Origin of the sequence: Brevibacillus panacihumi W25 (assembly GCF_000503775.1) — a bacterium.
Taxonomy (GTDB): domain Bacteria; phylum Bacillota; class Bacilli; order Brevibacillales; family Brevibacillaceae; genus Brevibacillus; species Brevibacillus panacihumi_A.
This window is the reverse complement of sequence record NZ_KI629787.1, coordinates 389,877-404,980: the sequence shown is the minus strand read 5'-3', so window position 1 is coordinate 404,980 and position 15,104 is coordinate 389,877. Positions and strand designations below refer to the sequence as shown.

At 46.3% G+C, this 15,104-nt stretch carries 14 protein-coding genes; 2 read left to right on the top strand and 12 right to left on the bottom strand.

Annotated elements, in window-relative coordinates; genetic code table 11:
• Positions 1 to 37: 37 nt before the first annotated feature.
• The 4 genes from T458_RS55385 to T458_RS55370 form a co-directional block, all read right to left on the bottom strand.
• A complete protein-coding gene (locus T458_RS55385; RefSeq protein ID WP_023555498.1) occupies positions 38 to 619 on the bottom strand; it encodes a uracil-DNA glycosylase in 582 nt (193 codons plus the stop codon).
• Positions 620 to 706: 87 nt separating this feature from the next.
• Positions 707 to 1,438: an ABC transporter permease gene (locus tag T458_RS55380; protein WP_023555497.1), complete on the bottom strand. Its 732-nt coding sequence runs from the start codon at positions 1,436 to 1,438 to the stop codon at positions 707 to 709.
• 11 nt (positions 1,439 to 1,449) lie between these two features.
• Positions 1,450 to 2,208: an ABC transporter permease gene (locus T458_RS55375; protein WP_023555496.1), complete on the bottom strand. Its 759-nt coding sequence runs from the start codon at positions 2,206 to 2,208 to the stop codon at positions 1,450 to 1,452.
• The gene (locus tag T458_RS55370; RefSeq protein ID WP_023555495.1) at positions 2,205 to 3,116 is read right to left on the bottom strand and encodes an ABC transporter ATP-binding protein; all 912 of its coding nucleotides are present in this window, start codon (positions 3,114 to 3,116) and stop codon (positions 2,205 to 2,207) included. Before T458_RS55370 ends, T458_RS55375 begins: the two co-directional genes overlap by 4 nt.
• 157 nt (positions 3,117 to 3,273) lie before the next feature.
• Between T458_RS55370 and T458_RS55365 the strand changes: the two genes are divergently transcribed.
• The gene (locus T458_RS55365) at positions 3,274 to 3,984 is read left to right on the top strand and encodes a response regulator transcription factor (RefSeq protein WP_023555494.1); all 711 of its coding nucleotides are present in this window, start codon (positions 3,274 to 3,276) and stop codon (positions 3,982 to 3,984) included.
• Between the two features lie 2 nt (positions 3,985 to 3,986).
• Complete coding sequence (locus T458_RS55360; RefSeq protein WP_023555493.1) at positions 3,987 to 5,378, top strand: sensor histidine kinase; 1,392 nt, start codon at positions 3,987 to 3,989, stop codon at positions 5,376 to 5,378.
• 145 nt (positions 5,379 to 5,523) lie between these two features.
• On the opposite strand, the gene T458_RS55355 is transcribed toward T458_RS55360, so the two are convergent.
• The 8 genes from T458_RS55355 to T458_RS55325 all read right to left on the bottom strand — a co-directional run bounded on the left by T458_RS55355 (position 5,524) and on the right by T458_RS55325 (position 15,094).
• Entirely contained in the window at positions 5,524 to 6,576 is a 1,053-nt protein-coding gene (locus T458_RS55355) for an alpha/beta hydrolase (RefSeq protein ID WP_023555492.1), read from the bottom strand.
• 143 nt (positions 6,577 to 6,719) lie between these two features.
• Positions 6,720 to 7,691 (bottom strand): SDR family NAD(P)-dependent oxidoreductase, encoded by a 972-nt coding sequence (locus T458_RS55350; protein ID WP_023555491.1) that lies wholly within the window; start codon positions 7,689 to 7,691, stop codon positions 6,720 to 6,722.
• 141 nt (positions 7,692 to 7,832) lie between these two features.
• Complete coding sequence (locus tag T458_RS55345) at positions 7,833 to 8,354, bottom strand: TetR/AcrR family transcriptional regulator (protein WP_023555490.1); 522 nt, start codon at positions 8,352 to 8,354, stop codon at positions 7,833 to 7,835.
• A gap of 121 nt (positions 8,355 to 8,475) precedes the next feature.
• Entirely contained in the window at positions 8,476 to 11,337 is a 2,862-nt protein-coding gene (locus tag T458_RS56215; RefSeq protein ID WP_023555489.1) for a PAS domain S-box protein, read from the bottom strand.
• Positions 11,338 to 11,562: 225 nt separating this feature from the next.
• Positions 11,563 to 12,249, bottom strand: a complete 687-nt coding sequence (locus T458_RS55340) for an alanine--tRNA ligase-related protein (RefSeq protein ID WP_023555488.1) — start codon at positions 12,247 to 12,249, stop codon at positions 11,563 to 11,565.
• A gap of 47 nt (positions 12,250 to 12,296) precedes the next feature.
• Entirely contained in the window at positions 12,297 to 13,322 is a 1,026-nt protein-coding gene (namA, locus tag T458_RS55335) for an NADPH dehydrogenase NamA (RefSeq protein WP_031306347.1), read from the bottom strand.
• Between the two features lie 10 nt (positions 13,323 to 13,332).
• A complete protein-coding gene (locus tag T458_RS55330) occupies positions 13,333 to 14,271 on the bottom strand; it encodes a winged helix-turn-helix domain-containing protein (protein WP_023555486.1) in 939 nt (312 codons plus the stop codon).
• A complete protein-coding gene (locus T458_RS55325) occupies positions 14,255 to 15,094 on the bottom strand; it encodes a DNA alkylation repair protein (RefSeq protein ID WP_144083928.1) in 840 nt (279 codons plus the stop codon). The genes T458_RS55330 and T458_RS55325 overlap by 17 nt, the downstream gene beginning before the upstream one ends.
• Between the last annotated feature and the right edge of the window lie 10 nt (positions 15,095 to 15,104).

Sequence of the window (15,104 nt, the reverse complement as noted above, 5' to 3'; positions counted from 1 at the left end):
CTAATCACGCCACATGGTCGATGGAATGGAGCGCGCCTCACTGGTTATTTGGATTTTCTTTGCAGGCTTCTGCAAGAAACTTCCAATCGGAAACAAAATGCATCCACAGGTTGGGGCGTCTGCGGACCGCCAATGGATGGTAAGAAACGGCTGTTTGTACCCCCCTTGGGGAATGCCACTCTTGCCGTAGGTTTTTCACCTCAACTTCATGATCTGCGAAAAAGACTTGCGCAGCTACATTGCCTAAACAAAAGACAAACCGGGGCGATTTGCTTTGCAGCTGATCGAACAGATGCTGCATGCACGCCTCTCTCGCTTTTGGCTTGTCGTATGCCCGAACAGGCCTCCGCTTCAACACATAAGTGGCGTATAAGTCCTGATCACGAAAGCCTGCCTCATAGGCTGCTTTTTGCATCGTCTCCCTCGTCCCGCACAGAAACGACGCCCCCTCCCGATTTTCCCTTGCCCCTGGATTATCGAGCAGAATCAGGATCGGCGCATTCGGGTTGCCCTCTCCCCAGATCATCCGAGAATGCTGGAAAAGTCCGCAATCCGTACAGTCCTCGGTACCTTCCGGAGGCATCTCCTCGGGCCAGATGGAAGGGCATATTTTGTCCATACAAGCTCACTCCCTTCCACTTTCATTTGTCCTCTTTGTATAGGATGACGTTAGTAGAAGATTTCAAACGGTTTTTGCTATATGAAGTCAACTCACCACATCTGTTGATCTCATACGATAAATAACCCCTGCACTAATCACCACAATGTAGAGCAGATTCATCACGTAAAAGAGAAAACTCGCCCCCAGCCCAAGCCCCTCTTGACTCAACACTCCCATTCCGGCGGTTAATAGCGAATGCGGAAAAAACAGGCCCATACCCATCACATACATTCCCAGACCCAAAAACGTCATGCTTAAACCGATGCCAACGGGAGCCGCAAAACTGCGGATACGAACGGACAGGGCCAGTTGCAAAACGCCGATGGCAACAGCTGCGATCCAGCCTCGAAACAACCACCCGGGCAATTCCGGAGGAAGATCAGCCTGTAACCCGATCAGCTTTCCCCCGCCAACATATAGAATGAAAAAGAAACCTTGCACGAAAAACAGCAGCACACTGATGACAACCACTTTCGCAATAAAAAGACTGCCTATGGACACCGGGGCGGTCATCATCATATTCCAGTTCCTATTCGCATGCTCCAGCCTGCACAAATACGCAGAGCAAATCGCGATCAGAATCGGAAAGAAAAACTCTCCATAGAACAAGCTCACCTGCGACCATAAGCTATACCACTCTTTTTTCAGTACACCTTGATTCATGGCAAAGTTCGCACAACCAATGCAAACACTCACGAGCGGCAAGCTCATCATCACGATCCATAGATACGAACGTCGCAGCTTTATCCATTCCGCTGAAATACACTGTTGCAGCATGATAGATCCTCCTATACTTCCTGTCTGGATGTAAAAAATCTTCCAGCAAGAAAAATAACCATTGCAACGACCATTAATCCTCCGATCTCAGGCAGTGACGCGCTAAGATACCGTACATAGAACTGCAATTCATTCCCTGTATAATTTTGTGCAATTGGACTTAACCCCGAATAGTAGGACCATACAAGAAGTTTCCTGACTGCAGCTGGAAACAAATCACCCACCAAACCGGCAAAACCGCCAAGCATGCCAAGACAGAGCGCAAAGGCCTGATTTTTCACGACGATGGACAACCATTGCTGCAAAGCAAGTATGGCCATACTGGTGACCATGGTACCTAGCATAAATCTGACAAGCAGAAAGCCAGGCACAGATTGTGTAATCCCCTGAACGGTTCCAAACGCAGCAATGGCCAGCCCTTGCATGACACAAACGCATAGCATGATGGCACATGCACTGATGTATTTCGCAGCATACAGTCTTTCTCTCTTCATCGAACAGGTCAGCAGCAGCTTCCACGTATTCCCTTTGTGTTCCATATCACAAATACGAGATACCACGATCGCGGAGAGAATCGGCAAAAACAGCCCGTTCAACGAAGCGAACATCGCGATGATCGGTTCCCATCCGACTCGATCGGGATTCCGGGCAAACGACATGCTCGCCGCCATAAACGCCCAACTGAGCTCAACACTTACAAACAGAACTGTCATCCCATATAGGAATCTTCGACGCAGTTTGTAAAATTCTAGCCGGATTGCGTGTATCACAAGCTGTTCCCCCCTCCGGTAAGGTCTAGGAAGATGCTCTCCAAATTTCTTGTTTGCTCTTCGATGCGAAGCACATCAATATTGGCAGCAACCAAGTCTCTATTTACCTGAGCTACTCGTGAGTCCGTGATATTCTCCAATACCAGAGAATCCTCTTGTACCTTCGCGAAAAATCCCCAGCTAGCGAGGAGTTCCCGTGCCATAGCATGATCCTGCACCTTTATCCGAATGCTTGGTCTGCTTCGGGCTTGCAGCTTCTCCATGCTTCCTTGAAACAGCATGGTTCCACCGTGGATAATCCCCACCGAAGTAGCCATCTGCTCGATTTCCGAAAGAAGATGACTGGAAAGGAGGATCGTCATGCCGTAACGCTGCGGCAACGATTTGATCAGTTCCCGCATCTCTCCGATCCCCGCTGGGTCCAGGCCATTTGTCGGTTCGTCCAGAATCAACAGCTTCGGAAAAGAGAGCATCGCCATCGCAATTCCCAATCGCTGCTTCATCCCCAAAGAATATTGCGCTACCTTTTTATCCTTTTGCTTTTCCAATCGAACCATTCTCAGCGCTTCTGTTACGTTTTTATCCGGTACCCCCCGCAGCCTCTGTACGACACGCATGTTCTCCAGCCCGGTAAGATGCTCATAATTCGACGGAGATTCAATCAGTGAACCAATGTTTTGCAAAATGTGGCGGCGGTTTGCCCCCAGTTCCTTTCCGAAGATATTCACCTTTCCATCCGTGGGCCGGACCAGTCCCAAGAGCATTTTCAAAGTAGTCGTTTTCCCTGCACCGTTTGGGCCCAAAAAGCCATAAATATCCCCTTCGCATACGGACAGGTTTATCTCCTTCACAGAGAAGACATTCCCGTAACGTTTGGAAAGGCTGTGGGTAGATACGATTTGATTCATCTTTCATGGCTCCCATCCATTGACATTGTGTTTCTTGTGTCAAGTATGGCAGCCCCATCTTGCTGCTACCTGAAAACGACCTTACGTCAACCTTAAATCATGGAAATGAGCGAGTATAAAGCTGAAATATTGTTATAGTGGTAATGGGTGATCGATGATGGATGAACTGCAATATAAAAAACTGCTCATCGTCGAGGATGAGCGGGAGATTCGAGATATGGTAGACAGATTTCTTCGCAAAGAAGGATTTACCCGCATCTATCAAGCGTCCAACTGTGCGGAGGCCATAGATCTGTGCCGTTCCGTGACTCCTGACATTGCTATCCTGGATGTGATGCTCCCGGATGGAGATGGCTTTTCCCTGCTGACTTCTTTGCGTCAAATTTCCAAAATGCCTGTGCTCTTTTTAACTGCCCGCGGGGAGGATGAAGACCGATTGCTCGGATTGGGACTCGGTGCGGATGATTACATCGTAAAACCGTTCTTGCCGCGAGAACTGGTGCTCCGACTGAAGGCAATCCTTCGCAGGGTCTATTCTCCCTATGTTCAGGAAAAGCGGCCGGTCTTTCCATTAGGTTCACGCGTCATCGATTTGGAAAGCGGCATTGTGAAGAGCCAAAACAGCGAGTCCTCTCTCACAGCCAAGGAGCTTATCCTGCTTTCCAAGTTATATGAAAATCAAAATCGCATCGTAACCAGCGACGCTCTTTGTCAGGCAGCATGGGGCGATGACTATGAAGGATATGAGAATACACTCATGGTACACATCCGCCGCATCCGCGAAAAGATAGAACCAGCCCCCTCCGATCCTCATTATCTTGTAACGGTACGAGGACTGGGCTATAAGCTTGTCGTGAAGGGGGAGTAAAGATGGAAAGCACTGTTCGCATCTTAAAGCGATTCATCCATGCTACTGTCCTTATCTCCCTGTTCCTCCTGCTCCTTAATTTCATGGTGCTGCTACTCTGGATTGGGAACGGAATTAGCGCGGATGAGTCCCCTTCCTTTGTTGTGCAAAAGGTCGCCAAGGGATTGGATGGCGGCCCCAACCATTACATCCTGGACCCTCTCTCGCAAAAACTGCTGGAGGAGCAGCAGATTTGGGCCATGCTCATTGCCAATACGGGGAAAGTTGCCTGGGAATTCAAGCTGCCAGACGAGATCGAACGAACGTATTCCCTGACAGATGTAGCCAAATTTTCCCGCAGCTACTTGATGGATTATCCGGTCTTTGTCTATGAGCATCAGGACGGACTGGTAGTGGTTGGCTATCCGAAAGGGAGCCTCGCCAAATACCAGCATATTCTTCAGGTCGGCTGGGTGGAAAGCTTGCCGCTGAGAGCTGTCCTTTTGCTGATCGGCAATATCGTACTTGCTTTGCTGTTATCGCTCTTGATCGGATCCAAGCTGATTCACTCGATCCGCCCGCTTACGCATGGCATACACGCACTCGCTGACGACAAAGAGGTAAAGATTGAGCCAAAAGGAATATTGGCTGACTTGGCGACGAGCATCAATCATGCCTCCTCGCTGTTGCAAAAGAAAACCCAGTCTTTGAACAGCAGAGATGAGGCTCGCTCCAATTGGATTGCAGGCATTTCACACGACATTCGCACCCCGCTTTCCATGGTGCTGGGCTACGCAAGCGAAATTGCAGAAAGCGACGATGCTCCTTCCGAGCACAGGCGGCTGGCAAGGATTATCCGAAAGCAAGCAGAGCATCTGCGCTCACTGGTCCATGATTTGAATCTTGTCTCTATGCTTGAATATGAGATGCAGCCCATAGGGATGAAACCGATTCGGCTTTCCGCATTGGCAAGACAAGTCGCGTCTGACTTCCTGAATAACGGTGTAGATGAACGCTATACACTCGAAGTGGATATTGCGGATGAAGGCTCCAAGATCAACGGGGATGAACGACTGCTGCTGCGGGCTATTACCAACCTGCTGCAAAACAGCATTCGTCACAACCCGGATGGCTGTCAGATACGCTTGCAAACCTCGTATGATCCGGGTAAACAGATTTGCCGGATTGTTGTCTCGGATAATGGGAAAGGAATTGCCCAAGAGGAACTGACTGATTTGCTAGAGTTGCCCTATTCGGTTAGGAGAAATCGTCCCCGACAGAACGGGCATGGGCTGGGGTTGCCGATGGCGGCACGAATCGCGAAAGCGCATGGTGGATGGTTGAGTTTGATTAGTGGTGTTGGGGAAGGGTTTTGTGCGGTTGTTGAGGTGCCAGCGGTACAATCGAATGGATAAAAGTAAAAAACCACCTTCTGTCAGGTGGTTTTACGTGATGAAGGCTGAGCGTGAATCAGCACCACATCGGGGCCTTCTCCTTCCAGTTCATAACGTAGGTCGATTCCCTGATTGGTCAACTCTGTTTTCCTCCCCAAGTTGCTTTTTATGGACAGCTTTGCAAAAAATGAAGCATTTTCTCATGTACTTCCAGAGCTTTTTCAATGTGGGGCGAATGACCAGCTTGCTCTACCACATATTCTTCATAACTTCCCCCGTTTCTTTTATAGCTTTCCAATACATATCTGGTTTGTTTCACCATTGGTTGAGGGGGATAAACATCTTCACCAGGCCATCCGGGTACGTATCCTTGTTGCCCCAAAAAGCCAAGATCAAAGAACGAGCGATCGGATACAATCGCATCCTCTGCTCCCCGAATCCATAAAATCGGCGGTTTCGGTTCAATTTCAGTAATACTGGACAGATGAAAATACTTCGGCGCGATGGCATTGTTACATCCTTTTGTTCCCGGGGCTACTCCAGGCCACTCTTCACAAGGTTCAAACGTACCGGGATAAAGAGCTTCGCCTACTTTTGTTAAAAGCATGGACGTGACAAACTTTTCTTCTCTTTCTGCCTCCACAGTAAAAGGGGCTTTGAAATAGTATTGATTCAACACATGTAGCGGGCTGTTTGGTTTTTCCGCAGAACGATCTCCCCTTTTTAGAAGATCAATAAACTCCGGATTGGCTGTACCTCCGCCCGACCCTGCGAAATTGGAGTAACAAGGCGTCCCCTCTTCTCCTTTCGTCCCTCCAAAGCCAAACGGAGAAACAGGATTAATCAGAGTTAACGAAGCAACTGACTCAGGATAGTCGATTGTGTATTGCATTGCTACTCCTCCACCGAGCGACCAACCAACCAGATGTATCGGGCTTTTTATTCGTAATGCTGTGAGAAGTGCACGCAGGTCGTCCGTCCAATCTCTCACCCCTCGCGTCGCATCTACTTCCTTCGCTTCTGATTCGCCATAACCCCGCAGATCTGGAGCCACCACCCAATAGGATGACGATAATTTTCCTGCCGTCTCTTCCCAGAATAGATTGGAAGAAACATTGCCATGGACGAGAAGGACAGGGGGATTTACAGAGTTTCCCGCTTCAAGATAAGAAGTCCGCAACCGACTTGTTACAACCGTTTTTTTCACGATTTCATGCACCGTCGCCTTCACTCCTCTTTTCAAAACCTCATTTCATTATTGATATATTCACAATAAAGGGATTATTTACCTTCCGTCACCGCTAATCGCAACTGGTTCATTTTCTTTTCCCCCCAAACTATTAGTGATCAATCAATTACTGATCATCTAAAAAAAGAGACGTTTGTGTTTTGCAACGCGTGAATCGTATCCGCGATTCCTTTTTCGAAGGCCGTTGCCCGCACAGGTCCAATCAACCGCTCGTATTTTTCCCCGCTCAAAACTAGCGGTTCTTCGGTCAAATAGAGCATTTCTACGACCTCCTTCATAACCGGCACACCCATTCCGAGCAATGACAATCCTACTCTGCCAAGCGGAATGACCGGTTTAGCCCTTCCACTTGCCTTCTGGGCGATTCTCACAATCTCCTTACCCGAAATCAGGCCTGCGCCTGGTATATGCCAGTTCTCTCCGTAGGCGTCGTCCCTGCCCGCAAGCTCCGCAATCATAAATGCTGCGTCCGGCAAATAAACGAACTCTCGAGGAACACGTTTGTTGCCGATAAAAAATGCCAGCTTGCCAGCTGCGATTGCCTCTAGTGTCGATCCCAGATAGGAAGCCTCGTTTGCCGTCGGACCGTAATAATCCGGCAAGCGGACAATCATGACCTCGGCCCGGCTCCACCGAGGGTCGAACAGCATGTTCTCGTAAGCAAGCCTTGTCTTTCCTTTTCTTGTATGCGGCTGCTTTGGATGATCCTCGGTCACCCGGTCCATCCGTCTTCTTCCATAAGGATAAATGCCGTCGATGACGACGACCTTCAAGCCCAGCTGGTCGGCCGCCGTCATCACTGATTCGCCTAGAGGAATCAACTTGTGCTCCATCTCATGATATGGCACGTTGGGGCAATGGAACAGGACGTCCGCATCTTCCGCCGCCTTGACGATGTCATTCGGACGGAACGCATCACCCGTTACAATCGTTACATTCTCAGGGTTTCCCAGCTTTTCCTTAAGCTGTTCCAACTTCTGAAAAGATCTCCCAAAGGCCATCGCGGGAATTCCTCGCTTGACGAGTTCTTCCATAATTGCAGCGCCTGTACCGCCAGTTGCTCCTACAACAATCGCTTTTTTCAATGAAATCACCTCAATTTCTGTGATTGATCAATCACTAACTTTTAAGAAAAGGGAATGTAATTGATCAATCACTAACATTAATAGCAATTTATCACGCTGTAATTGATTAGTCAATCACATTTTAAAAAAACATCCTTCCCTTTAAAACTCCTTCAATTCAGGCATGTTCAATGCAGTCGAAATGTTGCACAGCATCCCCCGCGCCAGAAAAAGCATCGTCCGTTCTTCAGGATTGGAAATGCCGGCTCCGTGAAAGGCGTCCAAAACCATGCGGCGAACTTCACTGAATCCATTGCGCATCGCTTCCCGAATCGAGTCTTCCTGAATCGTCTGCGCCTGCATTTGAAGCAGGATTTCATTCTGGTAGGAATTCAAAATATCCTCATAGGCCTGAATCAAATCGGTCTCCAACTGTCCAGGCTCCGCAGATTCCACCACTTTACGGAAGGAATCGATCACACGCGTCCATGATACCTCCAGCGCCGCAAGCAATAAGGCTTCTTTTGTTGAGAAAAACCGAAAAATATATGGCTGTGAGATTTCGGCTCGTGCCGCCACTTGTGCCGTAGTTGCCCTGTAGTAGCCGATCTCTGCAAATACTTCAATGGCCGCAGATATGATCTCCGTTTTGCGATTAACAGAGGTTGCTTCGGATTTTGCCATTGGATTGCCTCCCTCTTTCAAGTTAGTGATTCATCAATTATATATCAAGATTCACCACGAAACAATTCGGGTTACGTTATTTCAAAACAAAATGGGTGGAGGCGGGGGGATTTGCCCCCCCCTACTCCGTCGGCAGCATGATTTCGACAGTCGTTCCTCTATTCTTTTGGCTATTGATCTTCATGCTTCCCCGATGAGCCTGGACAATTTTATAACTGATCATCAGGCCCAATCCCGTGCCCTTTTCTTTCGTTGTATAAAATGGCTCACCCAATTTTTGTATGCGATCTTCATCAATCCCCTCTCCTTGGTCAATGAAGCGAATCGAGACTGCGTTTTGCTGCTGCTGGAGTTGAATTTTTATTTCCCCTCCGTTCGGCATTGCTTCAATCGCATTTTTCAGTATATTGATGAATACTTGTTTTAATTGATTTTCTTCACAGTTCACCATGAGGAATGTACGTTCAAACTCAACCTCAATTTGGACGTCATTCATGATGGCTTCTGTTTTTAGCAATTCGACGACCTGATTCAATAGAGAAGTGAGTTCTCGAGGTTGAAAGTTGATCGCCTGTGGTTTTGCCAGTACCAAAAATTCGTTTACAACCGATTGGATTCTGTCCAACTCCGATAAAATCATGTGAAAATACTCTTCTTTGTAGTTGCCTTCCTTGATAAACTGAATGAACCCTCTTATGGCGGTAAAAGGATTTCTGATCTCATGAGCAACGCCTGCTGCCAATTGCCCCACCACCGATAGCTTTTCGGATTTGCGCAACAGTTCTTCCGTCCTCTTCAGCTCTGTGATATCACGACTGATGACCACAATTCCTTTTCTCCGTCCATCCGAATCAAACAAGGGGACTTTACTGACATCAAATATTTTGCACTCTCCATTCGGCTGTGGGATGATTTCTTCCAAGCGGACAGTACTGCCCTTTTCCCAGACTTTATTATCGGACTCTTCACAAAGCAACAATGCCGTGGAGAAAAATGGGTCAATTGCTGCCAGTTCACTATCCCGTTTTCCTTGAAAAGGGATATTTTCCAGCTGAAAAGTGCGTAAACAGCAGTCATTTGCTTCTACCCATCGTCCTTCGCCATCCTTCAAGCAAACCGAATCAGGCATCGCATTAATCAAGGTACGCAATTGCTTTTCTTTTTCTTTTAGCGCTTTTTCCATCCGCTTGCGTTCTGAAATGTCTCGCAGGATCGCAACAAAAGCAATCACATTCCCTTCCGTATCCGAGAGCGGTGACACGAACGTACTGACATCCAGCAGACTTCCATCTCTGCGCTGTCTTACAGTCTCATACGAGGTGACGTGCCGGCTAATGACGATTTCCTGTTGAAGTCTGCTGAACTCATCGTGCAGAAAGTCAGGAATCGTGGGCAGCACCCCACCGATTACCTCCTGTTCCGTCCAGCCAAACATTCTCTCGAAGGCTTGATTCACTTTTATGACCTTGAAATGCATATCCAACACAACAATCGAATCAACAGTGTTTTTGAGGTACAATTCCAATTGCTCTTTTGTTGATTTCAGATCCTCCTCGATTTGTTTATGCTTGGTAATGTCTTTCGCAATTCCGTAAATCCCGATGATTTCGTGGTGATCAAACATCGGAAAATAATGAATTCTAACATCGATTGCATGCCCATTTTTGTGCCTGACCGCGATATCAATTTCCTGCGGTTTGCCCATTCTCACTTTTGCGAAGTGGTCTACTCTTTTATCTACATACTCCGGCAAAATAAGTGACTCAATGTTGATATTCCGTAGTTCTTCAATTGTATAGCCAACCAATCTCTCGACGGCCGGGTTAACCTCCAAAATATTTCCATTCAGGTCATAACAGATGATGGCGGAAGGATTATGTTCAAAAAGGGACTTGTAAAAGGCATCGCTCTTCATGCAAGGTTTGACAGCGGAGCACTCCATATCAATATCACCCACTGCTGATTCGACTTCTTTTTCAATAGGTGGGGATACCCGTGTTTTTTCGTTCAAAACGGGCTGCAGGACGTTCGGAGGAAAAACGTAAACGATCGCCCCTATTGCGTTCCCACCGTATATATAGGGACTTAGTTCAAATCGCCACAATCCTCTGCGGTGTTCAACTTCCCATTGCATTCTCGACGTCAAGGGGAAGGGGGTAGGAGGAGCGCCAACTAAAAAATCATTTGCATCTATCCAACCTTCGATATATAGCATAGGGGATGCATGGATTACCCTACACCCGCGATCCAAGATCAGGAAAGGAGTTTTCGCAAACGAAACAAGAAGGTTAGAATAGTATTCCGTAAGTCTGAACCGCTCTTGCTCCAATTGTTTGTACAGCTCTTGCTCTACCATCTGGGCCGCTGAAAGAACCGCCGATAAAGAATGCGGATGATATACTCTCCATAAGCCCGTCATATTGATGACCCCCAGTATGCTTTGGGTCGCCGGGTCTCGGATGGGAGCTGCAGAGCATGTCCATTTTTGTACTTCCTGACAAAAATGCTCTCCGGCAAATACTTGCATAGGTGAACCGGTAACGAGTGAAGTACCGATGGCATTGGTCCCGGCCTTATTTTCTGCCCAGGAAGAGCCGATGACAAAGTTCATGTCCTCAGCTTTTAACATGAGCGACACATCGCCATCCAAATCCACGATATCTCCGGAAGAATTGCTAAACGTTATCAAATGACCAGTATCGATTGACTGATTCTTCAATTGCAAAAGCAACGGCTTCAGAATGGGATAGTGCAGCTCGGTGTGCATATATTCCTCGATCTGATCCTTGGAGAGATTAATCTCAGACTTGTTGTGCAGCGGATCAATGTTTTGTTTCTGGCAACGCTGCCAGGACTCGTACATCAGCGAACGGATTAGCGGTTTTGAACTGACACCCGTGATAAAATGTTCCCACTCTTTTTCAAGCTTTATTCTTTCTAAAGAAAGACTAGCACAGCTATCCAGAGCTATCAGTCGATTCATGGTCTCATTCCTCCAGATAAGAAAGTGGATCGCTTTTTAATTGTGGTAATATTTCGACAACTAATTTTCAATTCCTTTTGGGGTAAGGCCATTATGATTGGCGACGAGCATCAATCACGCGGGGTACGGATTGCGAGGGTGAATGGCGGACAAAAAAACCACCTTCATCAGGTGGTTAGATTGTAAGTATATGGCTGGCCGTCTCATGGCTCACCTTTGCAGCCCCTACTGCGAGACTATCAAATAGCTCACCCTAGTATATTCCCCGCGTTTTTTTACTTTTTTCATTTTGACCTCGCCTACTTCATCGAGGGATTGTATGTGGGTACCACCACAGGGCATTTCAAATACCCCGGGAACACACATATATCGCAATATAGCGCCATCTTTCTCTTCCCATTTTATTTCAACTTTACTACCTCCGCGAATCATCTCATTCACGATACTCTCGATCATCGCTGCCGCATGTTCTATCTCGTCATCCAGCAGATGACCCTGAAAATCAATATAAGCGGAAGTGGGGTCATGATTCCCTTTTTGCGCATGGAGTTTTGGATAGAGCTTGTTTCCCGCATATGCGATTAAGTGACCCGCTGTGTGATAACGAGCATTGGAGACTCTTGACAACGCATGTATCCCCAAAGCAACCTCGTGTCCCATTCGCAGATTTCCGATCGTGCTGTTTCCGTAGTGAAAAACACGACCATCTCTTAGTACGACTGCGTTCACTTCAAATTCTGATGTCTTACTTTTTATTGTCCCTATATCAGAGGGCTGTCCTCCGCCTTTTGGATGAAAGATTGTTTTATCTACTACAATATATTTCCCCCGCTCATCCTCGCCCATATCAACAATGGATGCTTTACAAGTAAACCGATACGTATTATTGAGGTAACATAGCTCCGTCTTCATCTGTTTGGACCTCCAATATTCTACTAAATTGGCGCAGAGGAATTTCCCTATTTATTCCAGATATATTCGTACGATGGAGGTGCGTCAATGGATACATTCAATTCCTTTGCCGCCCTTTTTGGCCAGTAAGGATCTCGCAGCAATTCTTGTCCAATGAAAATCAAATCAGCGTGCCCTTCTACCAATATCTTTTCGGCCTGCAATCCACTTGTGATCAAACCAACCGCCCCTGTAGGAATCTGTACTTCTTTTTTCATCTGTGATGCAAAGGGAACTTGATACCCTGGACCAGGTCTTTCCGAGAAGTTGGGCGGAACAATCCAACCCGAACTGCAGTCAATGAAGTGAACCCCCTGTTCTTTCATCATGCTTCCATAAACGATATAGTCATCAATGGAACATCCTTCAGGGTGGTAATCGGTCGCAGAAATTCTTACAAATAGAGCCCCGTCCCATACTTTATGTATTTCATGAATCACTTCTTTTAAAAATTGATACCTGTTCTCAAGATTTCCACCATATTTATCTCCCCGTTTGTTCGATAAAGGAGATAAAAATTGATTGATTAAATACCCGTGTGCAGCATGGAGCTCCAAGACATCGAATCCAGCCTGTTTTGCTCGTCTAGCAGATTCTTTAAAAGCTGCAATCACTTCATACATTTCCTCTTCCGTCATCGCTTCAGGCACGATGCTGTTCTCATCGTAAGGGATTGCAGATGGAGCCATGATCTTTCCTGGTATTTTTGATTTTCTGCCTCCATGACAAAGCTGAATCCCTATTTTGGCTCCTTGTTCATGCACCATGTCTACAAGCTCTTTTAGGCCAGATATTTGTCCATCTTCCCAGATCCCTAGATCATCGGGATCGGTTCGCCCGTCAAGAGATACTGCTGTCGCCTCCACCATGATGAGCCCTACCTGTCCAACAGCCCTGCTTGGGTAATGGATTTTATGCCAATTCGTAACTTTTCCATCTTCTGCTTTGCAAGCATTCATGCCCATCGGTGACATGACAATGCGGTTTTTTAGAGATACACCGCCAATCGTTATTGGTGAAAAAAGGATACTCATTTTCGCCACCTCAATTTTGAACATAATTTTCCAGCATTAGCTTGACATCATCAAATACCCCTGTTCGAATTCCAAATTTATCTTGGTTTGAAAAAGGAACATGATGGATCGTGATTAAACCCGCTGTTCGCAACAAAGACAGATGATAATGCAAATTGCTTTTTGACAATTGCATTGCCTCAACCAAATCAGAAAAGCTCCTGTTTCCTGATGAAAGGATTTTCATAATACGAAGTCTTTTTTCGTCCGATAACGCCTTCACCATTCTCCTCAGGCTATTTGGAGGCATACCATCGTTTCCTGCAAGACCCTCAACTGGATATAGAATGATCATAAACCCTTTGTAATCATCAAATATGACGTTCGCTGGTTTTGTATGATAGACAGGAACCAAGACCACTTCTTTCAGTTCTTCGTGTCCTTCTATGATTAACCCATTGCATAGCATTTCTATCGTTTTTTGGGGCCCGTAATGACTCAAGTAGTTATCGAATCGCTTCCGTTCCTGTAAAAGAAGTTCCTGGATCCCCAGCTCCTGATCTTTGTAGTACTGTGTATACCATTGTGTAAAAACAGAGATGACATCGTTTTTCATTGCCCCAATTTCATTGGGAACGTTCTCAAGGCAAAATGGCGAAACCTGTTCAAATACCTCACCGGCTGTTAAGGTTTTGAGCCAATTTATAATCGCATCCACCTTTGAATTGTCTGGACATCTCCAGATGAATAAAGCAATCAGTGGAAATGGAAGTGACAGGCTGTCCAATTCCGCTACAAAATCTTGATCCAATTCCGTCTTCACTTTCTTTACCCATTGATCGTCCAAATCGAATGTTTTCGAACATTTATAATAGGCCATTAAGCTTGACAGAAGATCATAAACGGGGCTGATATGCAGTTTTACTTGATACGGCATCGCTTCTACTTCCACCTCATTTGTCTTGCTCAAACGAATGGTCTCCAAAATACGTAAGGAAGATTTCAGGATCACGTTTCTTTACGGTTCGCATTGTGCGATTGAATGCACTTTTTACGATTTTTCTCTGATCATTTGATAAAATCCTTAGTATATTTACAGAATCACCGATATATTTGATTCCCTCGGCAGACGAAAAGATGTTTATCATATTCGATCTGACATGTTCATTATCTGAAGCAATCCAACGATGTAATCTGTTCATAAGATGTTTCGGATAGTATTTTAATAAACCATCCCCGATTGCAAACGCTCCTACGTTCTTTTTGACATATTTGTCTTCATCCCATAACAAGGGCTCAATCAAATCGATAAGAAGCTCTGCATAGGCTTCATCCAATTTTTTGGCCGTATATTTTACGGCTACTGCTACAGCCCTTCTCACATTAGGTGAAGGATTTCTCGTCCAATTCATCAGCGTAGGGTAAAAGCTTTGAAAGTGATTTGTTAAAACAACGGAACAAGCACTTGCCACCCACTCTCTTACTTCCCAGTGAGGGCTATCAGCAAGTCTTGCTAAAACCACGTTTACTTCTGAAGGATTAACCTCATAGTGAGTGGCTGTTAGTATGGCCCCTAACTCTTGGCCTGTCGGACTTTCCGAATGTGCAAGCTGAATACCGACATGGTAGATTGTCGCGGGTTGTTGTAGCCCTCGGTAAATGATTTGCAAGGCCTTATCTTTTACCGATTGTTTGGGCGTTATTGCATGCGTTGTGGCTTGCCTATGCAAAATATCTAGCATTGCCGAAATATCTCTTCTTGCTACAGCCTCTTGAAACCGTTCTTGCCACAAATGAAATCAC

What these genes read in the sequence shown, in the direction of transcription:
- T458_RS55385 (WP_023555498.1), bottom strand. Translation starts at nt 619, where the DNA reads ATGGACAAAATATGCCCTTCCATCTGGCCCGAGGAGATGCCTCCGGAA.
- T458_RS55380 (WP_023555497.1), bottom strand. Translation starts at nt 1,438, where the DNA reads ATGCTGCAACAGTGTATTTCAGCGGAATGGATAAAGCTGCGACGTTCG.
- T458_RS55370 (WP_023555495.1), bottom strand. Translation starts at nt 3,116, where the DNA reads ATGAATCAAATCGTATCTACCCACAGCCTTTCCAAACGTTACGGGAAT.
- T458_RS55365 (WP_023555494.1), top strand. Translation starts at nt 3,274, where the DNA reads ATGGATGAACTGCAATATAAAAAACTGCTCATCGTCGAGGATGAGCGG.
- T458_RS55360 (WP_023555493.1), top strand. Translation starts at nt 3,987, where the DNA reads ATGGAAAGCACTGTTCGCATCTTAAAGCGATTCATCCATGCTACTGTC.
- T458_RS55345 (WP_023555490.1), bottom strand. Translation starts at nt 8,354, where the DNA reads ATGGCAAAATCCGAAGCAACCTCTGTTAATCGCAAAACGGAGATCATA.
- T458_RS56215 (WP_023555489.1), bottom strand. Translation starts at nt 11,337, where the DNA reads ATGAATCGACTGATAGCTCTGGATAGCTGTGCTAGTCTTTCTTTAGAA.
- T458_RS55340 (WP_023555488.1), bottom strand. Translation starts at nt 12,249, where the DNA reads ATGAAGACGGAGCTATGTTACCTCAATAATACGTATCGGTTTACTTGT.
- namA (WP_031306347.1), bottom strand. Translation starts at nt 13,322, where the DNA reads ATGAGTATCCTTTTTTCACCAATAACGATTGGCGGTGTATCTCTAAAA.